Source organism: Oryzobacter faecalis, assembly GCF_046764005.1.
In the GTDB taxonomy this organism is placed as follows: domain Bacteria; phylum Actinomycetota; class Actinomycetes; order Actinomycetales; family Dermatophilaceae; genus Oryzobacter; species Oryzobacter faecalis.
The window spans coordinates 138,487-158,859 of sequence record NZ_JBKOFW010000002.1; the positions used below are offsets into that span (position 1 = coordinate 138,487).

The window sequence follows — 20,373 nt, forward strand, 5'->3', positions numbered from 1 at the left end:
AGGTCGCCGGTCAGGCCTCACGCGCTCCGGCACCGGCGAGGCGCCGGATCTCGGCGCAGACCTCGTCGACCGAGGCGTACGAGCGGGTCCGGGAGAGCGCGGCGACGCGGCACGCCAGCCGGACCGGGCGGCGGCCGCCGAGGAGGTGGGCGAGGAGGTCGTCCTGCTGGGTCGGGAACGGGTGGTCGGCGAGGGCGGCGCGCAGGGCGGCGAGGTCGGACTCGAGGTCGGCGGGGCTGTCGGGGCCGGCGACGACCGCAGCCCCCACCGTGGGCCGGGCGCTCAGGGGCGGTCGGTCGCTCGTCCGGGCCATCTGCGGACCTCCTCGTCCCCTGGGCCGACCGCCGGTGACGGCCGTCCTGCCCGCGACTCTCCCACGTACCCGGCGCCGGTGGGGGCCAAACGTGCAGGTCGACGGCGTGGGGCCGACCGCAGGCGCCGAGGCCGCCCGGATCGCCCCGTCGCGCGCGTCCCAACCGGCCCTTCGCGTCGGCTACGGTCGAGCCAGCCCGTGAGGGTCACCCGGTCCGACAGCGCGCCGATCCCGTCCGAAAGGGACGTCCATGGCGCAGCCCCGTTCCGATCCGACCCCGACGCTCGCCTTCGCGCACGTCGCCGACGAGCTCGACACCGTCATCGAGCCGCTGGCCGTCGAGCTCGCCGCCCTCCCGGCCGCGGACCCGCGGCGGGCACCCCTCCTCGAGCGCATCGTCCTCAACGCCGTCCCCCTGGCCGACACGGCGGCCCGCCGGTACCGCAACCGCGGCATCGAGACCGACGACCTCGTCCAGGTCGCGCGTACCGCCCTCGTCAAGGCCGCCCACCGATACCGCCCCGGCGCCGGACCGGGGTTCGCAGCCTTCGCGACCCCGACGATCACCGGCGAGCTCAAGCGGTGGTTCCGCGACCACGGCTGGGCGGTCCGTCCCCCGCGCCGCGTGCAGGAGCTGCGAGCCCTCCTCGTCGTGGAGGAGGAGCGGCTCCAGCACCGGCTGGGGCGCGCGCCCCTCGACGACGAGCTCGCCGACAGCCTCGGGGTCACCGTCGCCGAGGTCATCGACGCCCGCCGGGGGGCTGCGGCCTACCACGCGACGTCCCTGGACGACGCCTCCGAGGGCGGCTCGAGCCTCGCGGACCTCCTCCTCGTCGTCGACTGCCCGGCATCGGCCCTGGTCACCCGCGACGCGCTGCGCCGGGCGGTCGCCGTGCTGCCCGAACGCCAGCGCCTGGTCCTGCGCCTGCGCTTCGTCGACGAGCTGACCCAGAGCGAGATCGCCGAGCGCATCGGGGTCAGCCAGATGCAGGTGTCACGGATCCTGCGAGCGGTCCTGGACCGCCTGCGCGGCGACCTCGAGGACGGCCTCGAACCGGACGTCGACGGGTCCGCCGCGTAGTCACGGGACCGGCCGGACCGGTGGGGGCCGGTTGTCCGCGAGCCGTGGGCGGGGAGCGGGTGCGCGCGGTACCGTCCCGCCCATGCGTGTGTTCCTCCGCGTCGTGGCGGTGCTGCTCGTCCTCGTCATCGCGGCCGGCATCGGGGGGTACTTCTACGCGAAGCCGCTGCTCCTCACGGGCACGGGGTACGCCGCGCACAACGCCTGCGCGGTGACCATGGTGGCCGGGCGCGACGACCCCGACACCGACCTGCCCCCCAACCCGCTCGTGCCGTACCTCACCGGCTACGTCAACGAGGCCGGTCGGTCGGCGACCTCGCAGGTCCTCCTCTCGCTGGCGACCCAGAAGGCCTGGTACACCAAGGGGTTCGGCTGCACGGTCGCCGCCGAGCGCCCCAGCCTGACCGCCGCGACGAAGGTCGAGGGCGACCTCAACCCGTTCTCGGCCGCCGTCCGCCCCGAGATGACGCCGCAGGTCACCGAGGCCATCGCCCGCGCCTTCGGCGACGACCTCACCAACGCCCGCAAGGACTCCCTCGGGACCCGCGCGGTCGTCGTGGTCCGCGACGGGCAGCTCGTCGGCGAGCGCTACGCGCCGGGCTTCTCCGTCGGCACGCCGCAGCTCGGGTGGTCGATGGCCAAGTCGGTGACCAACCTCCTCGTGGGGCGGTACGCGCTCGACGGCCGGGTCGCCGTCGACGAGTCCGGGCTGCGGGAGGACTGGACCGACGAGCGCCGCACCATCACCGTCGACCAGCTGATGCGGATGACGAGCGGCCTCACCTGGGACGAGACCTACGCCCTGGGCACGCCGATCACCCAGATGCTCTACGCCGAGGAGGACATGGCGGGCTACGCGGCGAAGCAGCCGCTGGCGCACCGCCCCGGCACCTACCAGCAGTACTCGAGCGGGTCCACGAACATCCTGTGCGGCGTGCTGTCCGACCTCACCGACGTCGCCGACTCCGACTTCCCGCGCCGCGACCTCTTCACCCCGCTCGGGCTGACCTCGGCCACGTGGGAGGTCGACGCCGTCGGCACGCCGGTGTGCAGCTCGTACCTGTGGGCGACCCCGCGCGAGTGGGCCGCGATCGGGCAGTTCGCCCTCCAGGACGGCGAGTGGGCCGGTGACCGCCTCCTCCCCGAGGGCTGGATGGCGCAGTCGACGACCCCGACGACGGTCGCCCGGAGCGAGGAGGAGGGCTACGCCGCCGGCTGGTGGACCAACACGAAGGCCGACGGGTCGGTGCTCGACCCGGCGCTGCCCGCCGACGCCTACTGGGCCCAGGGCCACGACGGCCAGCGCCTCTACGTCGTCCCGTCGGAGCGGCTCGTCGTCGTGCGGCTCGGGTTCACCCCGGAGGAGACCGACCTGCGCACCGAACGGCTCGTCGGCGACCTCGTCGCGGCGTTCAAGGAGGGGTGACGCCCGCGGGCGGCTCAACCGTCGAGCAGCCACCGTCCCTCGACGGGCGGGCCACGGAAGACCTCCCGTCCGCGCCCGTCCCTGAGGACGACGAGGAAGTCGCCCAGCGGTTCGGCGGTGAGCCGGACGTCGAGCACGGTCGCACGGCGCCCACCCGTCGACACGACGGCGGACCGCACCGCACCGTCGGTGGTGACCAGCTGGACCGTGGCCGCGACCTGGTGGAGGACGACGAACCGGGGCCGTCCCGGGGCGACCTCCGTGGCCCACGCCATGCTGGGCCGGTCGGCGTGGCCGGCGGGGACGAGCATCGCGACCTCGATGGTCACGACCTGGCCCCTCCCGGACTCGAGGTAGAGGGCGGAGCGCAGCACCGCGCCGTCGGGCGTGGTCGTCAGGTAGCGCCGCAGCCGGGCGCCCGCGCCCCGGTCCGTCCCCGCCGGGTCGTCGAAGAGTCCCGCGGGCAGGGGGTCGTCCGAGACGACCTCGGAGCGCAGGGCGCTCTCGGGGATCCCCGTCGCGGACGACACGAACCGCTCGATCCGGTCGACGGCGTCCGCGGGGTCGAGGTTCTCGACGTCGAGGCCCCCGAACGGCGAGAAGGGGGAGACCGGGGGTCCGTCGAACAACCCGAGGCGCACCCGTAGGGCCGGCGACCAGCCGCCGACGAGGGAGGCGGAGACGCCGCCACGCAGCGGCAGGTCCACCCAGGAGCGCCCCAGCTCCCCGGACGGCAGGGGCCGCACGACGCGCGAGAACCGCGCCGTCGTCTCGGTGGGCATCGCCAGCACGACGAGGATCGTGCGCGGGACGGAGACCTCGGGGCCGTCGGGCACGGCGACGACGACCGCGTTCGGGGAGTCGACGTGGCTCCACTCCGGCGTCACCTCGTCGAGGCTCGTGGGATCGGCACCCGTGGGCCCCGTGAAGAGGCGCAGCGAGCTGTCGGAGCGGCCGTCGTCGGAGGCCGTCGTGGTCCATCCCACGAGGACGCGGCGCGTGCCCACGTCACCGACCCAGAGGATGCGGTCGGTCGGCTCCAGCCGCCGCGACCGGAAGGCCCGCAGCCCCGGGTCGGTCGCGAGCGGACCCCGGACCGGCCACCGCGACGTGAGGTACCAGGCCCGGTCCGTGGCGGCCGGGAGCGGCGGCGCGGTCGGCGCCGACGGGTCGCCGCCGCGCAGCCCGAGGGCCGCGGCGACACCGGCGCCGCCGAGCACGACCGCACCGCCCACGAGGAGGCCGCGGCGTCGTACCCGCCCTGACCGGCGCTCCACGAGCTCGACCGGGTCCGGTGGCGCCCCGAGCGGGGCGAGGTCCCCGAGGAGCAGGTCGAGGGCCGCCCCGAGGTCGTGGTCGAAGGCCCACGGGGCGGGCTCCTCACCGGCCGCGGCGCGGGCGGCCGTGTGGGCGTCCTCGAGCCCCCGGCGCACGTCGACGCCGGAGGCGACGAGGCCGGCGGAGGACCGGCCGAGGAGGCGGGCCGCCTCCGGGGCGTCGACCGCCCAGACGTGGGCGGTCGCGACGAGCGCACGGGCGAGCGGGTCGAGGGCGCGCAGGTGCTCGACGAGCGCGGCTCGGACGGGGTCGGCGGCGACGTCCTCGTCCGGGGGATCCGTCGTCCTGGGTCCCGCGCGGTCGAGAGCGGACCGGAGGACGAGCCGCCGCGCCTCCTCGACCGGCCGGCCCTCCTCGCTCACGCCGGACCACTCGCGGGCGAGCCGGGCCAGGGCCGTCGTCGTGACGTCTCGGGCCAGCCCAGGGTCGAGGAGGACGAGCTGGGCCACCGGCTCGAGGTCACCCCACCGGCTCCGGACGAAGTCGGCGAGGCTCTCGCCGCCCGCGACGACCCCACCCTCCGGGCCCGGTCGGTCGCGCACGGTCGTCCGCGTCAGAAGGCCGTCGTGACCGTGCCCTGACGGGCGTCGCCGACGTCGCCGAAGATCGGCACGCACTGGACGTCGACGGTTCCTCCGCCGGCCTCGGCCGACTGCGAGGTGCAGACCGTCTCGGCGGTACCGCCGTCGGCCGTGGGGAAGGACATCGTGAAGAAGACCGGGACGTCGCCGTCACTGATCTCGGCCCTCATGTCGCGCACCTGGACGGCGTCGACACCGAGGGCGCCCTGCTCGTCCAGCGCCCAGCCGTCCTGGATCCTCGCGCGGGGCACCTCGAAGCCCTGCCCGACGGTGATCTCGAACGTCCGGCCGAGCCCCTCGGTGGGCAGGTCGGACGGGAAGGTCGTCGGCAGGTCGGAGGGGAAGGTCGTCGGGAAGGTGTCGCGGACGTCCTCGACGGCACGGTTGAAGAAGAAGATCCCCGCGAGCACGACGCCGACGAGGACGACGATCCCCACGACGACCGCGATGAGGCAGCCCTTGAGCAGGCCGCTGCCGCCGGACTTCTGGGGCGGCTGCCAGCCGGTGTCGCCGGTCGCGCCGTAGCCGCCTCCGCCGTAGGCGCCACCGCCGTAGCCGGGCGAGCCGTAGCCGGTCTGCGTCGTCCCGGCGGGCGGGTGGGCGGCAGGGTACGCCGACGGGTCCGGTGTGCCGTAGGGAACGGCCGCGGGGGTCTCCGCCGCGGCGGGCGGCACGGTGGGCAGCTGCTGCGTGCTCCCGACGTCCATCGCCTGGGTGTCGCTCGGCGAGGAGGTGCCGTCACCGCCCGCCCACGAGGGCGGCGGTGGCGGCGCGGTCGGGTCGGTCCCCGCCGGGGCGCGGAACTGCTCGGTCCACTGCTGGCCGTCCCAGTACCGCTCGCGCCCGTCGTCCTGCAGGTGCCACCCGGGGGGTGCCGACATCTCGTCCTCCTCGATCGTGCTCCGCCGCGAGCCTAGACGGTGCGCGGTGGGCGGCGCGGGGGCTTGCTCCACGCCGCCCACCGGGTCGGAGGGGGCGGTCAGTCGTCCGGTTCCAGCACCGCCAGCTCGACCTCGGTGAGCATCCTGCTGCGGATGAGGAAGCGCACCCCTTCGGGCGCCCCCACCGAGAAGCCGGCGCCGCGTCCGGGCACGACGTCGACCGTCAGGTGCGTGTACCGCCAGTACCGGAACTGGCTGAGCGACATGTACATCGGGACGTGGCGTTCGAGGCCGACGTCGAGGTCGCCGAGGTGGACGTCGGCCTCGCTGATGACGAAGTCACCGTCCGGGTAGCACATCGGGGCCGACCCGTCGCAGCAGCCACCGGACTGGTGGAACATCAGCGGCCCGTGGACCCCGGTGAGGCGGCGGACGAGGGCCGCCGCCTCACCGGTGACGTCGACGCGGGTGGTGGTGTCCACCGGCCTAGAAGAAGCCGAGGGCGTTCGGGCTGTAGCTGACGAGGAGGTTCTTCGTCTGCTGGTAGTGGTCGAGCATCATCTTGTGGGTCTCGCGCCCGATGCCGCTCTGCTTGTAGCCGCCGAAGGCCGCGTGCGCCGGGTACGCGTGGTAGTTGTTCGTCCACACGCGGCCGGCCTTGATCTCGCGGCCGGCCCGGTAGGCGCGGTTGCCGTCGCGGCTCCACACCCCGGCGCCGAGCCCGTAGAGGGTGTCGTTGGCGAGCTTGAGGGCGTCCGCCTCGTCGCTGAACCGGGTGACCGAGACCACCGGGCCGAAGATCTCCTCCTGGAAGATCCGCATGCCGTTGTCGCCCTCGAAGACGGTGGGCTGCACGTAGAAGCCGCCGCTGAGGTCACCGCCGAGGTCGGCGCGCGCCCCGCCGGTGAGGACCTTCGCGCCCTCCTGCTTGCCGATGTCGATGTAGCTGAGGATCTTCTCGAGCTGGTCGTTGCTCGCCTGCGCGCCGATCATCGTCGCGGTGTCGAGCGGGTCGCCCTGGACGATCCGCTCGACGCGGGCCACGGCGTCCCCGATGAACCCGTCGTAGATCGAGTCCTGGATGAGGGCGCGGCTGGGGCAGGTGCACACCTCCCCCTGGTTGAGCGCGAACATCGTGAAGCCCTCGAGAGCCTTGTCGTAGAACGCGTCCCGCTCGCTCGCGACGTCCTCGAAGAAGATGTTCGGGCTCTTGCCGCCGAGCTCGAGGGTGACCGGGATGAGGTTCTGGCTGGCGTACTGCATGATCAGCCGTCCCGTGGTCGTCTCGCCGGTGAAGGCGATCTTCGCGATCCGCGGGCTGCTCGCGAGCGGCTTGCCCGCCTCGACGCCGAAGCCGTTGACGATGTTGAGGACGCCGTCGGGCAGCAGGTCGCCGACGAGCTCGATCCACTTGAGGATCGACCAGGGCGTCTGCTCGGCCGGCTTGAGGACGACGCAGTTGCCGGCGGCGATCGCGGGGGCGAGCTTCCAGGTGGCCATGAGGAGCGGGAAGTTCCAGGGGATGATCTGGCCGACGACGCCCAGCGGCTCGTGGATGTGGTACGCCACGGTGTCGCCGTCGATCTCGCCGATCGAGCCCTCCTGCGCGCGGATGGCGCCGGCGAAGTAGCGGAAGTGGTCGACGGCGAGGGCGAGGTCGGCGGCGATCGTCTCGCGGACCGGCTTGCCGTTGTCCCAGGTCTCGGCCACCGCGAGGTCCTCGAGGTTGGCCTCCATGCGGTCGGCGATCCTCAGCAGGACGTTGCTGCGCTCGGCCACGCTCGTGCGGCCCCATGCGTCGGCCGCGCCGTGGGCGGCGTCGAGGGCGAGCTCGATGTCCTCCGCCGTGCCGCGGGCGATCTCGGTGAACACCTGCCCGGTCACCGGCGTGACGTTCTCGAAGTAGCGCCCCTGCACCGGGGCCACCCACTGGCCGCCGATCCAGTTGTCGTAGCGGTCCTTGACGGTGACGTTGCTGCCCTCGGAACCGGGGCGTGCGTACACGGTCATCGCGATCTCCCTTGATCTCGTGCGATCCGCCTGCGTGACGGTTGCCGGAGACCGTAGGCAGCGCCACGCTGCAACGACGCTGCACCGCCACCCGGACCCCACCCTCGAGCCCCCCCCCCGCGCCCTCGCCCGAGTCCCAACTTTCCCGCCTGATGCCGGAACCTTCGGTGAGGCACCCCGAACTTCGGGGTGCCTCACCGAAGGTTCCAATGCCATGGACGGCGCCTGCCGGGGGTGGGCTCGGCGGAGGGTCCGCCGACGGCAGGAGCGGCGTCTGACCGATGACCGCGGGTCAGGGACCGAGGAGGCGGGCGACCTCGGCCTCCGCGACCTGCCTCAGCGGTGAGGTGGGAGGGAGCACCTCGGCCTGCCGCTCCCACATCTCCAGATCGGTTGCGCCCCAGCGCGAGCGGGTCCAGCCGACCATGAGGTCACCCTCCCCCGAGCGGAGGACGGCCGTCCGCACCTGCGCCTCGAGGACGTCGCGGAGCTCGACGACCTCCGGCGCCTCCGAGCCGGGCAGGAGCGGACCCTTGTACGCCTGGAGCGCCTCACGCACCCGCCCGGTGGCGATGTGCGCGGCGACGCTGCGCCAGTCGGACTCGGTCTCGGCGACGACGCGGTAGGGGCGCGACGCGAGGACGTCCGGCCCGAGGAGGGTGCGCAGCCGCGTCATCTCGGCCCGCAGGGTCGAGGCGTTGACCCGCCCGGGATAGACGCGCGCCTCCAGCTCCTCCGCCGTGAGGCCGGACGGCTGCTCGAGCAGCGCGACGAGGATCTCGCTGTGCCGGCGGCTCAGCCGGTGGGTGCGGCCCCCGACCTCCGCCACGGCCTCCGGCAGCCCCAGCCCGCGCACGCGGAGCACCCCGGTGGCGTCGGGGAGGTCGGTGGAGCCGGGCGCCGCCAGGGTCGTGCCGGTGAGGGCGAGCCGCGCGAGCTCGGACTCGGCCATCCGGGCGGCCGCGCGGATCATCGCCAGGCTCTGCGGCGAGGACACGTCCGGGCCGCCGGTGATGTCGACGACGCCCAGGACGCGCGAGGTCGTCGGGTCGTGGATCGGCGCGGCGGCGCAGCTCCACGGGTGGACGAGCCGGTTGTAGTGCTCGGTCGCGCGCACGGCGACCGGCTCGTCGAGGTGCAGCGCCATCCCCGGGGCGTTCGTGCCGGCGCCGGGCTCGCTCCACACCGACCCCTCGACGAAGTTGATCGACTCGGCCCTGCGCAGCACGCTCGGCGGGCCACAGACCCAGAGGAGGTGACCCTCGGCGTCACCCACGGCCATGACCGAGTCGCAGTCGACGGCGGCTCGGCCGAGGACGTCGTAGAGGAGCGGGAAGACGTGCGACAGGGCGTGCGCCGCGCGGTAGTCGACGAGGTGCGCGCGGTCGAGGGCAACGGGGGCCAGGTGGCCTTCGGGGTCGACGCCGGCGGCCGAGGACCGCAGCCACGACTCCGCGACGACCGAGCGGATGCCGCCCCCCGTCACCGACGTCGTGGCCGTCGCCGACCGGGCGGCGTGCGCGTGGTCCCGGTGCCCGGCGCGCGGGTCCGGGCGTCCCGATGCGCCGCCGGTCATGCGGACCAGTAGACGGAGGTCGGCGCCCTCACGCAAGGCGCCGTTCGCTGCGCGGCGCCCAGCGGTCGCGTCCGCACGCCGAGTGGTTAGCCCGGTCGAGTGGCCACGACACGCTGATGCGGCGGCCGCTCCATCAGCGTGTCGCGGCCACTCGACCCCGGAAGACGGCGTCGACCTCGGGGATGTGGGCCCGGTAGCCGGCGAGCAGCTCGCGGGCGACGGTGACCGAGTCGACGAGCGGGTGCAGCGCGAACGCCTCGACGGCCCGGTCCGGCGAGCCGGTGAGGGCGGCCTCGATGACGAGCCGCTCGACGGCCTTGACCTGCTGGACGAGCCCGAGCCGGTGGCCCGTGAGCGGCGTGACCGGCAGCGGCCTCGGGCCACCGGCGTCGACGGCGCAGGGGACCTCGACGACCGCGTCGTCCGGGAGCCCGGGCAGCACGCCGCCGTTGCGCACGTCGAGGACCAGCGTGGCCGGCTCCCCGCGGGCGATGGCCGCCATGAGGGCGAGCGCGACGCCCTCGTAGCCGCCGCCCTCGACGTCCTCCTCGGGGCGCTCCTCATCGCCCCGCGCCTCGGCCATGTAGGTGGCGTTGCGCTGGAGCCGGACCCGGTCCCACTCGCCGAAGGGGTGCTCCACGGCGGTGACCCGCTGGTAGAAGTCGCGCTGCTGGGCGAGGAGGTACTCGCCGCGGGTCCGGGGGGCGGCCGTGGCCGAGCGGACCGCGTCGCGCGTGAAGTAGTAGTAGTAGAGGTACTCGTTCGGGATGGCCCCCAGGGTCCGCACCCAGTCGGCGCCGAGGAGGTGCGCCTCCTCCATCGACCCGAGCAGCAGGTCGTCGGCGAGGAGGTCGGGGAGGACGTCGCGCCCCTCGTGGTGCAGGCCCTGGAGCCACCCGAGGTGGTTCAGGCCCGCATAGTCGACGGTGGTGTCGGCGGGGTCGAGCCCCAACGAACGGGCAGCCCTGCGCGCCAAGGCTGTCGGGCTGTCGCAGATACCCACGACGCGGTTGCCGAGGACCCCCTGCATCGCCTCGGTGATCATCCCGGCCGGGTTGGTGAAGTTGATGACCCACGCGTGCGGGGCCAGTGCCCGGACCCGCTCGGCGACCCGGACCGCGACGGGCACGGTGCGCAGCCCGAACGACAGGCCGCCGGGCCCGGTCGTCTCCTGGCCGAGGAGCCCGAGGTCGAGGGCCACCCGCTCGTCGGCCGTCCTCCCCTCGAGCCCCCCGACACGGATCGCGCTGAAGACGAAGTCGGCGCCGTCGAGCGCCTCGTCGAGGGAGGACGTGGCCACGACCCGCGGCGGATCCGGCTGTCCCGCAGCCTGGTCGGCCAGGACCCGCTCGATGGCGGCGAGCCGGGCGGCATCGACGTCGTGCAGCCGCACCTCGTCGACGCGTCGCTCGTGGGTGTCACCGAGCAGGGCGCCGTACACGAGGGGGGTCCGGAAGCCGCCGCCGCCCAGGATCGCCAGCCTCATCGGCGGCGACCCACCGTCGGCACCACCGCGGCAACGACCTCCATGGCTCGCCAGCGTAGCCGCGGACCGGTGACGGACGCCCCGCCCACAGGGCATGCTGTGGCAGACGCCGACCGACGACGGAGGTGAGGACGGTGCCCGGCCAGGCCTTCGACCCACTCGCCGACGTCCGGCACGACGGCGACCCCGACCTCGACCTGTTCGTCTGGGGCACGGTCTTCCTCGACATCATCCTCACGGGGCTCGACCGGCTCCCCGACGGCGGCCAGGAGGTCTGGGCCGAGGGAATGGGCTCGTGCCCGGGCGGCATCGCCAACCTCGCCGTGGCCGCCCGCCGCCTCGGCCTGCGGACCTCCCTCGCCGCGGCGTTCGGTGACGACGCGTACGGCGACTTCTGCTGGGAGACCCTCGCCGACGAGGAGCACGTCGACCTCTCCCGCTCCCGACGCTTCACCGGCTGGCACTCGCCCGTCACCGTCTCGCTGGCCGTGGCGCGCGACCGCGGGATGGTCAGCCACGGCCACCCGTCCCCCCTCGACGCCACCGAGCTCATCGGCGAGCCGCCGTCCGCCCGCGCCGTCATGGCCGAGCTCGCCCCGGACCGGCCGCTCATCGGCACCGACGCGCCGACGTGGGTCGAGAAGGCACGGGCCGCGGGATCGCTCGTCGTCGCCGACGTCGGCTGGGACCCCTCGGGCGCCTGGCCGCGCGACGTCCTCGACCAGCTCGCGGTCTGCGACGCCTTCCTCCCCAACGCCGTCGAGGCGATGGCGTACACCCGCACCTCGTCGCCGGCCGACGCGCTCTACGCCCTCGCCGACCTCGTGCCCCTGGCGGTCGTCACGAACGGCGAGGAGGGCGCCCTCGCCATCGACGCGACGACGGGTGAGGAGGCCACCGTGCCCGCGCTGCGGGTCGAGGCCCTCGACCCCACCGGGGCGGGTGACGTGTTCAGCGCCGCCATCGTCGTCGGGACCCTCGCGGGATGGCCCCTCCACCAGCGGCTGTCGTTCGCGGCGCTGTGCTCCGCCCTCGCGGTGCAGCACTTCGGCGGCTCCCTCGCCGCTCCCGGCTGGGGCGACATCGCCGACTGGTGGCAGCACCAGCGGGTCGCCACCACGGACGACGCCTACCACCGCTCGATCCGGCGCCGGTTCGGCTTCCTCGACGACCTCGTCCGCGACGTCCCGGCCGGGCTGGGGCGACGCGCGACGGCGACGATCGCCCGCCACGTCGACGTCGAGGGGTTCGACGCAGGCTGACCTACCGCCCCTCGAGGGCGTCGAGGATGCGCCGCTCGCGCTCTGCCGACCAGTTCGGCGGGTCGGTGACGGCGACCCACGCGCGCAGGTGGGCCTCGCTGGAGTACTTGTGCCCGAACCCGTCCGGCACCGAGTCGGCCCCCGGCATGTCGAGGAGGACCTGCCACATCGTCACGACGGGGAACCATCCCATCCGCTCGGACACGTCGGGCCCGCGCTCGCTGTCGGAGAGCCACTCCGGCCGCTCGAAGGCGAGGTCGCTCGAGAAGAACGTCACCGGGTCGGAGGCGTGCTGCAGGTAGGCGACCCGCGTCGGCCCCCACGGCCCGGGCGTCCGTTCCGCGCCGCCGTGCTCGTCGAGGAACCGCACCGTCCGGCCTTGCTCGTACACGGGAAGGGCTGCGGGAGAACCCTCGTCGCGTTCCAGGGTGAGCCGGTCGTGGAGCTCGTTGACGAAGGGGGGCCCCACCATCAGCGCGCCGTCGATCGAGGCACCGAGGATGTTGACGGAGGACAGCACGCCCTCGACACCCTTCGACCCCAGCGAGAGCCCGTAGAGGTAGAGGGCCGGCCGCTCGGCCTCCGGCAGCGTGGCCCAGTGGTCACGCACCGTCTCGAACACGACGCGGGAGGTCTCGACCACCTCCTCCTGGTCGGCGAGCAGCGAGATCCAGCTGGGCAGGTACGAGTACTGGACCCCGGCGATGGCCGTGTCGCCGTTCCAGGCGTACTCGATGGTGTTCGTCGCCCGCCGGTCGAGGTAGCCCATGCCCGTCGTCGTCGCGACGACGAGGACACGGCGCTCGAACGCGCCGGTCCGCTTGAGCTCGGCGAGGACGAGGTCGGCCCGGCCCTGCGGCGTCTGCGCGCTCTGCAGCCCGGCGTAGACCCGGATCGGCACCTTGGCGCCCACCCCGTTGACCGCCTCCAGGTTCGCCACGCTCGGCCCGCCCCGGACGAAGACGCGCCCGTAGCGGCCGAGGTCCTCCCACCGGGTCAGCGACTCGGCGGTGCCGGAGCGCTCGGGCACCGACGGGCGCACCGACCCGTGGGTGCCGATGGTGTCCTGCGGCGCGAACACCGCGTTGGCGCCGGCGAAGAAGCCGCGGACGATGACGCCGGTCCACAGTCCCCAGAACAGGGCGACGACGAGGCCCACCCCGATGACGCGCGACAGCCGAGGCGGCAGCCGCCGACCGAACCACCCGACCGAGGCCCGGGCCAGCTGGCGGATGCTGCGCCCGATGAGGAGCAGGGCGGTCGCGAGCAGGACGGTGACGAGGACGACGACGGGCCAGATCGTCGCGGACGTCGGCTCCATCCCGAAGGTGCGACGCAGCTCGTTCTGCCAGCCGACGAGCCGCCACGCGTTGAGGACCGCACCGAGGAGACCGAGCCCGACGAGGACGGCCGTCGCGCCCGTGCGGACCCGTCCGCGCAGCCCCGGGATGCCGAGGTAGTCCCAGACGGCCTGCGCGCTCGCCCCGAAGCCGTACCCGACGGCGACCGTGACCCCCGAGACGACGCCCTGCTGCCAGGCGGCGCGCGGCAGCAGCGAGGGGACGAGGCTCGCCGCGAACGCCCACGTCGCGCAGGTGAGCCCGACGCCGCTGAGCGCACGGTCGAACACGCGCTCGGCGCGACCGAGCACGGGCAGCCACGTGCTCGCCCGGACACGGGCGGTGGCCGACTCGACGAAGGCGACGGTCACGGCAGGCCCCTCACGGCTGCTCGGGCGGGTCGGGACGGCAGTCGTCGGAGGCCGCGGTCCCGGATGCCGACGCGGCATCCGTGCCACTGTAGGACGCCACCCCCGGGTCGCCCGAGGCTTTTCGGGGTGCGGTCAGGGGGAGCTCGGGGTGCACCCCGGCGTCCTGCGGGCGGGCCCCCGTGGTGGACGGTGGCCCCGGGCCCCGGGCCCCGGGCGCCGCCGGGGTGAGAGGGTGGCCCCGGAGGTGGTGGCATGACCGACGAGGTCGAGGTGACGCGCAACGACGACGAGGGCCGCTTCGAGGCCCGGGTCGACGGGGCCCTCGCGGGCTTCGCTGCCTTCCACGAGACCCAGCACGTCATCGTGTTCACCCACACCGAGGTCGACCCCGCCTTCGAGGGTCGGGGGGTCGGCGCCGCGCTGGCGCGTGGTGCGCTCGACGCCGTGCGGGCGCAGGGCACCCACGAGGTCAAGCCCCTCTGCCCGTTCATCCGGGCCTGGATCCAGCGTCATCCCGAGTACCAGGACCTCGTCCACCACCCCGGCCCGCCGGAGCCCGTGGGCTGACGAGTCATTCGTCGGCGGCGGGTGACGAGCCGGGCCCCTCGACCGTCACCCCGGTGAGCGCCCGTCATCCGCGGCGGCCGCCGTCACCGAACCGAAGGAGCCCGCCATGCACCTGAGCCTCTTCGGGGTCGGGGGTCGCGTGCGAGGCTGAGGGGGTGAGCAGCGACGGCGTCCGGGTCCTCGTCATCTCCGACACCCACGTGCCGCACCGGGCTCGCGACCTCCCGGACGCGGTCTGGGCGGAGGTCGACCGCGCCGACCTCGTCGTCCACGCGGGCGACTGGGTCGACATCGGCCTCCTCGACACCCTCGGGGCACGCAGCCGGCGGCTGCTCGCGTGCTGGGGCAACAACGACGGGCCGGCCCTCCGCGCGCGGCTGCCCGAGGTCGCGAGGGCGACGGTCGAGGGCGTGCGGGTGTCCGTCGTCCACGAGACGGGACCGAAGGACCGGCGGGGCGAGCGGATGCGTGCGCTGTACCCCGACACCGACCTGCTCGTGTTCGGGCACAGCCACATCCCGTGGGACACCACCCACGCCGGCCTGCGGCTGCTCAACCCCGGCTCGCCCACCGACCGGCGGCGCGAGCCGCACTGCACCTACCTCACGCTGCGGCTGGCGGGCGGCCTCGTCGAGGACGTCGTCCTCCACCGCCTTCCGCCGCGCACCTGACCACCCGGGGAGGACGGAGCCGGTCGCCGCGCACCGTGTGGTGCGTGGCGACCGGCTCCTGGGTGTCTGCCCGGTCCCACCGGCCGTCGGGCCGGTGGCTGTGCTCGCCGGCGGTCAGGCCGGCGCGTCGGCGAAGCGCAGGTACGGCTTCACCTCGTCGACGTTCTTGAAGCGCTCCCGCGCGTCGTCGGTGGCGATGGTCGGCGCGACGATGACGCGCTCGCCCGGCGTCCACTCGACGGGCGTGGAGATGGGGTTGCGGTCGGTCGCCTGGAGGGCGTCGAGGGCGCGGAGGATCTCGGCGAAGTTGCGGCCCACCGACTTCGGGTACGTGATGGTGAGGCGCACCTTGTTGTTCGGGTCGATGAGGAAGACCGAACGCACCGTGGAGGTGTCGCCCTCGCCGGGGTGGATCATGTCGTAGGCCTGCGAGACGGCGCGGTCCTGGTCGCCGATGATCGGGAACTCGACGGCGGTGCCGCCGACCTCGGCGATGTCGGGGATCCACTTCGCGTGGTCCTCGACCGAGTCGACCGACACGGCGATCGGCTTGGCGTTGCGGGCCGCGAACTCGCCCGAGAGCGCCGCGGTGCGGCCCAGCTCGGTCGTGCAGACCGGGGTGAAGTCGGCGGGGTGCGAGAAGAGGACGGCCCAGGAGCCGTCCTTCCACGCGTGGAAGTCGATGGGCCCGGCCGTCGTGTCGGCGGTGAAGTCCGGGGCGGTGTCGCCGAGACGGATGCTCATGGATCACTCCTCGTTTGGATAACGGTTAGTTGACGTTATCGAAGGGAGTCACGCCGCGTCTCGCCCTGCCCGCATCGTGGGCACGACGCTAGCCGGGGCCGGCCGGGTCCGGGGCGCCGTCTCGCCCTCCGGCCCCGCGACGGGCACCGAACCTCCGGCGGGACGCCCGATATCGGGGGTCCCGGCGGAGGTTCGGTGGCCGGCCTCGGTGCGTCGGGATGCGCGAGCGCCCCAACCCCGGGCGGGGTCCGGCGCGTTCACCTCTCGTGAGGACGACCGCCGCCGCCGCGCTGGGCCTGCTCCTGCTCACCGGATGCGCCACCCGGGGACCGGAGGACGCCACACCGGGGCGCGCCGCGTCCTCGGCCACGGCGCCGACCTCGGGCCCGACCTCGAGCCCGGCCCCCGACCCGGTGCAGGCGTGCGTGCGCCAGGTGACCTACTGGGTCGGGGAGTCGCTGCGCGCCGCGCCGGACCAGGGCTTCGACTACCAGCACATGGGCCTGTCGGGCGCGACGTACGGGGTGGTCCGCAGCCTCACCGCCGAGGCGCGGGCCGCCACCGGCGACGTCGACGCCCTCGTCGCGCGGCGGTCACTGGAGGAGTGCCGCACCCTCCGGGGGTCCGGGTCGACCGCGGGCTCGGACCCCGGCACCGGGTGGCCCTGACCGGCCCCTACCAGTCGGCGCCGGAGCAGTGCGCGTGGTCGCGCGACTCGACCTGGATCGTCGCGTGCGCGATGCCGAACCGCTCGCGGAGCAGCTCGGTCGCGAGCGCGAGGACGGCGGAGGACGCCCGCTCGTCGGCGACGAGGTGGACCGTCGCGACGTTCATCCCCGACGTCAGCGTCCAGACGTGGAGGTCGTGGACGTCGGTGACGCCGTCGAGCGCGGTGAGCGCCCCGACGAGGTCGGTCGGCTCCATCCCCCGGGGGGCGTGCTGCCCGAGCACGGCGAGCACCTCGCGGCCCAGCAGCACGGCTCGCACCGCCACGAACACCGCGATGGCGAGCGCGACCACGGTGTCCCACAGCACGTTCCCCGTGGAGGCGACGAGGACGCCGGCGACGACGACACCCACGGACCCGAGCGTGTCGGCGACGACCTCGAGGTAGGCGCCCCTGACGTTCAGGCTCTCCGACGCCCCGCCGCGCAGCAGGGCGAGGGCGACGAGGTTGACGACGAGGCCCACCGCCCCCACGGCGACCATCGCGCCGGACGCGACCTCCGGGTCCGCGGCCCCGAACCGCGCCACGGCCTCGACGACGACGTACACCGACACCACGAGCATGAGGACGACGGCCAACCCCGACGCGAACACCTCGGCCCGGTAGGAGCCGAAGGTCCGGCGGCCGCTCGGGTCGGGCCGGGTGGCGAGGCGCGTCGCGACGAGCGCGGCCGTGAGGGTCGCGACGTCGGCGGCCATGTGCCCCGCGTCCGAGAGCAGGGCGAGCGACCCCGAGACCAGGCCCGCGAGGAGCTCGGCGACGAAGAACGCGCCCACGAGGACGACGGCGACCAGGAGCCGCCAGCGGTGCCGTCCCCCGGCGTGCTCGGCGACGTGACCGTGACCGTGCCCCATGACCACCTCTCCTCGGACGGCGGGTCCGCCCTCAGGGTAGGTCAGGGTCCGTTCACCTCTCGTCACCCCGGCCGTCGGTGCCGTCGGTGAGGATGGGGCGATGAGTACTCCAGAGCAGGTCCGTCGGGTCCACCAGCTGCGGGTCGTCGTCGAGGCGGCCGACTACGACGAGGCGGTGCGGTTCTACCGCGACGTCCTCGGGATGCCGGAGGCGATGGCGTTCGCCGAGGGTGGCGACGACCGCGTCGCCATCCTCGAGGCCGGCCGCGCCACCCTCGAGATCGCCAACCCGACCCACAAGCGCGTCATCGACGAGGTCGAGGCCGGGGGGCGCCCCAGCCCGCGCATCCGCCTCGCGTTCGAGGTCGACGACTCGGCGGCGGCGACCGATGCCGCCGTGGAGGCAGGTGCCGGCCTCGTGGCGGCCCCCGTCCTCACCCCCTGGCTGAGCCTGAACTCCCGCCTCGACGCACCCGCCGACCTCCAGATCACCCTCTTCCAGGAGACCGTGAGTGGCGAGGAGCGTTCGTGGACAGCGGGTTTCGGTACCGACGACACCCGCTGAGGGCAGTTCGCAGCGCCGCCCAGACACGCCGACGGAGGGGCTCCCCGACGCGACGTCAGGGACGCAGGCTGCCGCGCCCCCGGTGAGGAGGACGCGGCGGCCGTCGTGCGGTGCGTCAGTCGCAGCAGATGTTGTAGCCGCGACCCATCCAGAACGACGTCGGGTTCGGGTTGGTGAGGTTCGGGTCGCCGACGCTCGTCGCCGCGCCCGTTGCCCGGCCGGGGCGCATCTCGACGTGGGTGTGCGCCGCACCCGAGCTCGAGACCCCGCGCCAGTCCTCGACACCGATTCGCTGACCCTTGGCGATCGACTGCCCGACCGACAGGGCCGCGGGGTCGAGGTGGAGGTAGACCAGCGTCTTGTCCAGGCCGGCGTCGTAGATCGCCAGCTGCGACAGGCCACCCGACCCCCGGGCGCCCTGGGTGACGCGGGTGACGGTGCCGCCGATCATCGCGTACACCGGGGCGCCGATGCCGCGGGCCATGTCGGTCCCCTCGTGGCGACCGGAGGTGGTGAGGTAGCCGTCGAAGTAGGCGGTGATCCGCCCGCTCGCCTTGTACAGGCCGGTCGTCATCCGGCTGTTCGAGGCGTTCCCGACGACGTGGCCGGCGTTCCGGTTCTTGATCGTCGACTTCAGGTTCACCTTCGACCCGCTGAGGACCGCGTCGATGGAGCCGGCCCACCCGCTCTTGGAGAAGACGGTGACGGCGGCCGCCTCGCGGTTCCAGACCGAGGCGGCATTGTTCTTGACGCACAGGCCGCGACCGCTACCGGCGGTCCGGAACGTCACGCAGCCCGTCCCGGTCCCGTAGTCCTTGACGCTGCCCCCGAGGTCGACCATCGACCCGGTGTGGTTGCTGTTGTAGTACAGACAGAACTCCCCGGTCTCGCACACCCCGTTCTGCGAGGTGGCGGCCTGGGCCGCGGGGGACGCGGCCAGCGCCATCCCCGTCACCACGGCGCCGACCCCGGCCAGCGCGGCCTTCCTGACGTCCATGCGGATCCCTCCCGTTCCTGAGGCGAAGACCCCCTCCGCCGCGCCGCATCCTTCCGGCGCCGAGGGCCCGGCGGAATGGGGAGCACTCCCCGCGGGGCAGGTCGCGGCCCCGGGGTCGCCCCTCAGGCGTGGTCGCGCAGGTACCGGCCGAAGTGGGGCACGGTGAAGGCGATGCGGCCGCGCTCGCCGCTGTAGATGAGCCCCTTCTTCAGCAGGGCGTCGCGGGCGGGCGAGAGCGACTGCGGCTTGCGGTCCAGGTGCGCGGCGACGTCGGCGGTGGGGACGGCCTCACCCTCGTCGCCGAGCCCGACGGCGACCTCGGCCATCGCCCGCAGGTACTCGCGCTCACCCGGCGTCGCCCGCTCGTACCGGGAGCCGAAGAACCCGACCGCGAGCTCGGCATCGGCCTCCGGGGCGGCGACCGCGACGTCATCGGGGGTGATCGGTGAACCAGGAGCCCTGTCCCACACCGCCTTTCCGTAGGCCTGGATGAAGTAGGGGTAGCCTCCCGTGGCCTCGTACATCGCCTCGAGGGCCTCGTGGGAGTAGGTGGCGCCCTCCTCCTCGGCCGGCACCACGAGAGCCGCGTCCGCGGCGGACCGGTCGAGCCGGTCGATGCGCGAGTAGCGGAACAGCCTCTCCGAGTACGACTTCGACGCCGAGAGGACCGCCGGCAGGTGCGGGAGGCCGGCCCCGACGACGATGAGGGGCAGCCCCGACTGGGAGATCTCGTGGCACGCGGCGCACAGTGCGGAGACGTCGTCCGGGCCGAGGTCCTGCATCTCGTCGACGAAGACGGCGATGCCGCGCCCGGTGTCGGACGCCATGCCCCCGAGGTCGGACAGCAGCTCGACGAGGTCGATCTCGATGTCGCCGGAGTCGGCCCGCCCCTGGACCGCCGGCACGGTGATGCCCGGGTTCCAGCGGTCGCGCAGCTTCGTCGCGGTGCGCGCTCGCCCGGTGCCGCCCTCCGACTCGCGCTGGGCGAAGGCCCGCACGACGCCGAGGGCGTGGTCGCCCGCGCCGCCCGCGGGCCCCAGCTCGCGGACGGCCTGGTGCACCGCCGACGACAGCGGCCGGCGCAGGCTCTGGTCGGGACGCGCCTCGAGCTTGCCGGTGCCCCACCCGGCGCGCACGGCCGACGACCGGAGGGCGTTGAGCAGCACCGTCTTGCCCACACCGCGCAGCCCGGTGAGCACGATCGAGCGCTCGGGACGTCCTCGGGCCACCCGCTCGAGGACGACGTCGAAGGCGTCGAGCTGCTCGTCGCGCCCTGCGAGCTCGGGGGGCCGCTGGCCGGCGCCGGGGGCGTAGGGGTTCCGGATCGGGTCCACGATCGCAGCGTATGGGCCTCTCTAGCGGATTCCCGAGACATCGCGATAGAGCCCGATCGCGTGTCGCGGTGGCGGCGGTCTGCGCCGGCACCGGGGCCCGCGTCCGCGCCGGTCGAGGTGACAGGAGACCGGATCCGGGATCGGGTCCACCTCGACTCGTCGGCTGCAGGGAGGCCTCCTGCGCGCGTCTTCGCGATTCGCTGGACGACCCGAAACGTCGACATCCTCGGGCTCGTCCACCGACCTCGG

19 protein-coding genes are annotated in these 20,373 nt (G+C 74.2%); 7 read left to right on the plus strand and 12 right to left on the minus strand.

Going from position 1 to position 20,373, the window contains the following annotated elements; genetic code table 11:
- Positions 1-10: 10 nt before the first annotated feature.
- Complete coding sequence (locus tag ACK8HX_RS04565) at positions 11-313, minus strand: hypothetical protein (RefSeq protein WP_411939480.1); 303 nt, start codon at positions 311-313, stop codon at positions 11-13.
- A 250-nt stretch (positions 314-563) separates the two neighbouring features.
- Here ACK8HX_RS04565 and ACK8HX_RS04570 point away from each other — a divergent pair, with 250 nt between their 5' ends.
- Together ACK8HX_RS04570 and ACK8HX_RS04575 are read left to right on the plus strand one after the other, a co-directional pair.
- Positions 564-1,394, plus strand: coding sequence for a sigma-70 family RNA polymerase sigma factor (locus ACK8HX_RS04570; protein WP_411939481.1), 831 nt, complete (start codon positions 564-566; stop codon positions 1,392-1,394).
- Positions 1,395-1,476: 82 nt separating this feature from the next.
- Positions 1,477-2,820, plus strand: coding sequence for a serine hydrolase domain-containing protein (locus ACK8HX_RS04575; protein ID WP_411939482.1), 1,344 nt, complete (start codon positions 1,477-1,479; stop codon positions 2,818-2,820).
- 14 nt (positions 2,821-2,834) lie between these two features.
- On the opposite strand, the gene ACK8HX_RS04580 is transcribed toward ACK8HX_RS04575, so the two are convergent.
- The 6 genes from ACK8HX_RS04580 to ACK8HX_RS04605 form a co-directional block, all read right to left on the minus strand.
- Complete coding sequence (locus ACK8HX_RS04580; RefSeq protein ID WP_411939483.1) at positions 2,835-4,700, minus strand: RNA polymerase sigma factor; 1,866 nt, start codon at positions 4,698-4,700, stop codon at positions 2,835-2,837.
- An 11-nt stretch (positions 4,701-4,711) separates the two neighbouring features.
- Positions 4,712-5,620 carry a hypothetical protein gene (locus ACK8HX_RS04585; RefSeq protein WP_411939484.1) on the minus strand — a complete coding sequence of 303 codons (909 nt, stop codon included), beginning with the start codon at positions 5,618-5,620 and terminating at the stop codon, positions 4,712-4,714.
- A gap of 98 nt (positions 5,621-5,718) precedes the next feature.
- A complete protein-coding gene (locus ACK8HX_RS04590; RefSeq protein ID WP_411939485.1) occupies positions 5,719-6,102 on the minus strand; it encodes a DUF779 domain-containing protein in 384 nt (127 codons plus the stop codon).
- A 4-nt stretch (positions 6,103-6,106) separates the two neighbouring features.
- The gene (adh, locus tag ACK8HX_RS04595) at positions 6,107-7,630 is read right to left on the minus strand and encodes an aldehyde dehydrogenase (RefSeq protein WP_411939486.1); all 1,524 of its coding nucleotides are present in this window, start codon (positions 7,628-7,630) and stop codon (positions 6,107-6,109) included.
- A gap of 292 nt (positions 7,631-7,922) precedes the next feature.
- Positions 7,923-9,206, minus strand: a complete 1,284-nt coding sequence (locus ACK8HX_RS04600; protein ID WP_411939487.1) for a GAF domain-containing protein — start codon at positions 9,204-9,206, stop codon at positions 7,923-7,925.
- 133 nt (positions 9,207-9,339) lie between these two features.
- Positions 9,340-10,692, minus strand: coding sequence for a 6-phospho-beta-glucosidase (locus ACK8HX_RS04605; protein ID WP_411939488.1), 1,353 nt, complete (start codon positions 10,690-10,692; stop codon positions 9,340-9,342).
- Between the two features lie 125 nt (positions 10,693-10,817).
- On the opposite strand from ACK8HX_RS04605, the gene ACK8HX_RS04610 reads away from it, so the two are divergent.
- Positions 10,818-11,954: a carbohydrate kinase family protein gene (locus ACK8HX_RS04610; protein ID WP_411939489.1), complete on the plus strand. Its 1,137-nt coding sequence runs from the start codon at positions 10,818-10,820 to the stop codon at positions 11,952-11,954.
- Between the two features lies 1 nt (position 11,955).
- Here the strand turns inward: ACK8HX_RS04610 and ACK8HX_RS04615 are convergent, their stop codons facing one another.
- On the minus strand, positions 11,956-13,665 hold the full coding sequence (locus tag ACK8HX_RS04615) for an alpha/beta hydrolase (RefSeq protein WP_411939490.1): 1,710 nt from the start codon (positions 13,663-13,665) through the stop codon (positions 11,956-11,958).
- A 252-nt stretch (positions 13,666-13,917) separates the two neighbouring features.
- Here ACK8HX_RS04615 and ACK8HX_RS04620 point away from each other — a divergent pair, with 252 nt between their 5' ends.
- A complete protein-coding gene (locus ACK8HX_RS04620) occupies positions 13,918-14,232 on the plus strand; it encodes a GNAT family N-acetyltransferase (protein WP_411939491.1) in 315 nt (104 codons plus the stop codon).
- Between the two features lie 155 nt (positions 14,233-14,387).
- Entirely contained in the window at positions 14,388-14,903 is a 516-nt protein-coding gene (locus ACK8HX_RS04625; RefSeq protein ID WP_411939492.1) for a metallophosphoesterase family protein, read from the plus strand.
- A gap of 114 nt (positions 14,904-15,017) precedes the next feature.
- Here ACK8HX_RS04625 and ACK8HX_RS04630 read toward each other — a convergent pair whose 3' ends face one another.
- Positions 15,018-15,647: a peroxiredoxin gene (locus ACK8HX_RS04630; protein WP_411939493.1), complete on the minus strand. Its 630-nt coding sequence runs from the start codon at positions 15,645-15,647 to the stop codon at positions 15,018-15,020.
- Positions 15,648-15,913: 266 nt separating this feature from the next.
- Here ACK8HX_RS04630 and ACK8HX_RS04635 point away from each other — a divergent pair, with 266 nt between their 5' ends.
- Entirely contained in the window at positions 15,914-16,315 is a 402-nt protein-coding gene (locus tag ACK8HX_RS04635; RefSeq protein WP_411939494.1) for a hypothetical protein, read from the plus strand.
- A 7-nt stretch (positions 16,316-16,322) separates the two neighbouring features.
- Here the strand turns inward: ACK8HX_RS04635 and ACK8HX_RS04640 are convergent, their stop codons facing one another.
- On the minus strand, positions 16,323-17,228 hold the full coding sequence (locus ACK8HX_RS04640) for a cation diffusion facilitator family transporter (RefSeq protein ID WP_411939495.1): 906 nt from the start codon (positions 17,226-17,228) through the stop codon (positions 16,323-16,325).
- Positions 17,229-17,328: 100 nt separating this feature from the next.
- On the opposite strand from ACK8HX_RS04640, the gene ACK8HX_RS04645 reads away from it, so the two are divergent.
- On the plus strand, positions 17,329-17,793 hold the full coding sequence (locus tag ACK8HX_RS04645; RefSeq protein WP_411939496.1) for a VOC family protein: 465 nt from the start codon (positions 17,329-17,331) through the stop codon (positions 17,791-17,793).
- 115 nt (positions 17,794-17,908) lie between these two features.
- Here ACK8HX_RS04645 and ACK8HX_RS04650 read toward each other — a convergent pair whose 3' ends face one another.
- Together ACK8HX_RS04650 and ACK8HX_RS04655 are read right to left on the minus strand one after the other, a co-directional pair.
- On the minus strand, positions 17,909-18,790 hold the full coding sequence (locus ACK8HX_RS04650) for a peptidase inhibitor family I36 protein (protein WP_411939497.1): 882 nt from the start codon (positions 18,788-18,790) through the stop codon (positions 17,909-17,911).
- Between the two features lie 122 nt (positions 18,791-18,912).
- Positions 18,913-20,124 carry an ATP-binding protein gene (locus ACK8HX_RS04655; RefSeq protein ID WP_411939498.1) on the minus strand — a complete coding sequence of 404 codons (1,212 nt, stop codon included), beginning with the start codon at positions 20,122-20,124 and terminating at the stop codon, positions 18,913-18,915.
- Between the last annotated feature and the right edge of the window lie 249 nt (positions 20,125-20,373).

What these genes read in the sequence shown, in the direction of transcription:
- ACK8HX_RS04565 (WP_411939480.1), bottom strand. Translation starts at nt 313, where the DNA reads ATGGCCCGGACGAGCGACCGACCGCCCCTGAGCGCCCGGCCCACGGTG.
- ACK8HX_RS04570 (WP_411939481.1), top strand. Translation starts at nt 564, where the DNA reads ATGGCGCAGCCCCGTTCCGATCCGACCCCGACGCTCGCCTTCGCGCAC.
- ACK8HX_RS04575 (WP_411939482.1), top strand. Translation starts at nt 1,477, where the DNA reads ATGCGTGTGTTCCTCCGCGTCGTGGCGGTGCTGCTCGTCCTCGTCATC.
- ACK8HX_RS04585 (WP_411939484.1), bottom strand. Translation starts at nt 5,620, where the DNA reads ATGTCGGCACCCCCCGGGTGGCACCTGCAGGACGACGGGCGCGAGCGG.
- adh (WP_411939486.1), bottom strand. Translation starts at nt 7,630, where the DNA reads ATGACCGTGTACGCACGCCCCGGTTCCGAGGGCAGCAACGTCACCGTC.
- ACK8HX_RS04600 (WP_411939487.1), bottom strand. Translation starts at nt 9,206, where the DNA reads ATGACCGGCGGCGCATCGGGACGCCCGGACCCGCGCGCCGGGCACCGG.
- ACK8HX_RS04605 (WP_411939488.1), bottom strand. Translation starts at nt 10,692, where the DNA reads ATGAGGCTGGCGATCCTGGGCGGCGGCGGCTTCCGGACCCCCCTCGTG.
- ACK8HX_RS04620 (WP_411939491.1), top strand. Translation starts at nt 13,918, where the DNA reads ATGACCGACGAGGTCGAGGTGACGCGCAACGACGACGAGGGCCGCTTC.
- ACK8HX_RS04630 (WP_411939493.1), bottom strand. Translation starts at nt 15,647, where the DNA reads ATGAGCATCCGTCTCGGCGACACCGCCCCGGACTTCACCGCCGACACG.
- ACK8HX_RS04640 (WP_411939495.1), bottom strand. Translation starts at nt 17,228, where the DNA reads ATGGGGCACGGTCACGGTCACGTCGCCGAGCACGCCGGGGGACGGCAC.
- ACK8HX_RS04645 (WP_411939496.1), top strand. Translation starts at nt 17,329, where the DNA reads ATGAGTACTCCAGAGCAGGTCCGTCGGGTCCACCAGCTGCGGGTCGTC.
- ACK8HX_RS04650 (WP_411939497.1), bottom strand. Translation starts at nt 18,790, where the DNA reads ATGGACGTCAGGAAGGCCGCGCTGGCCGGGGTCGGCGCCGTGGTGACG.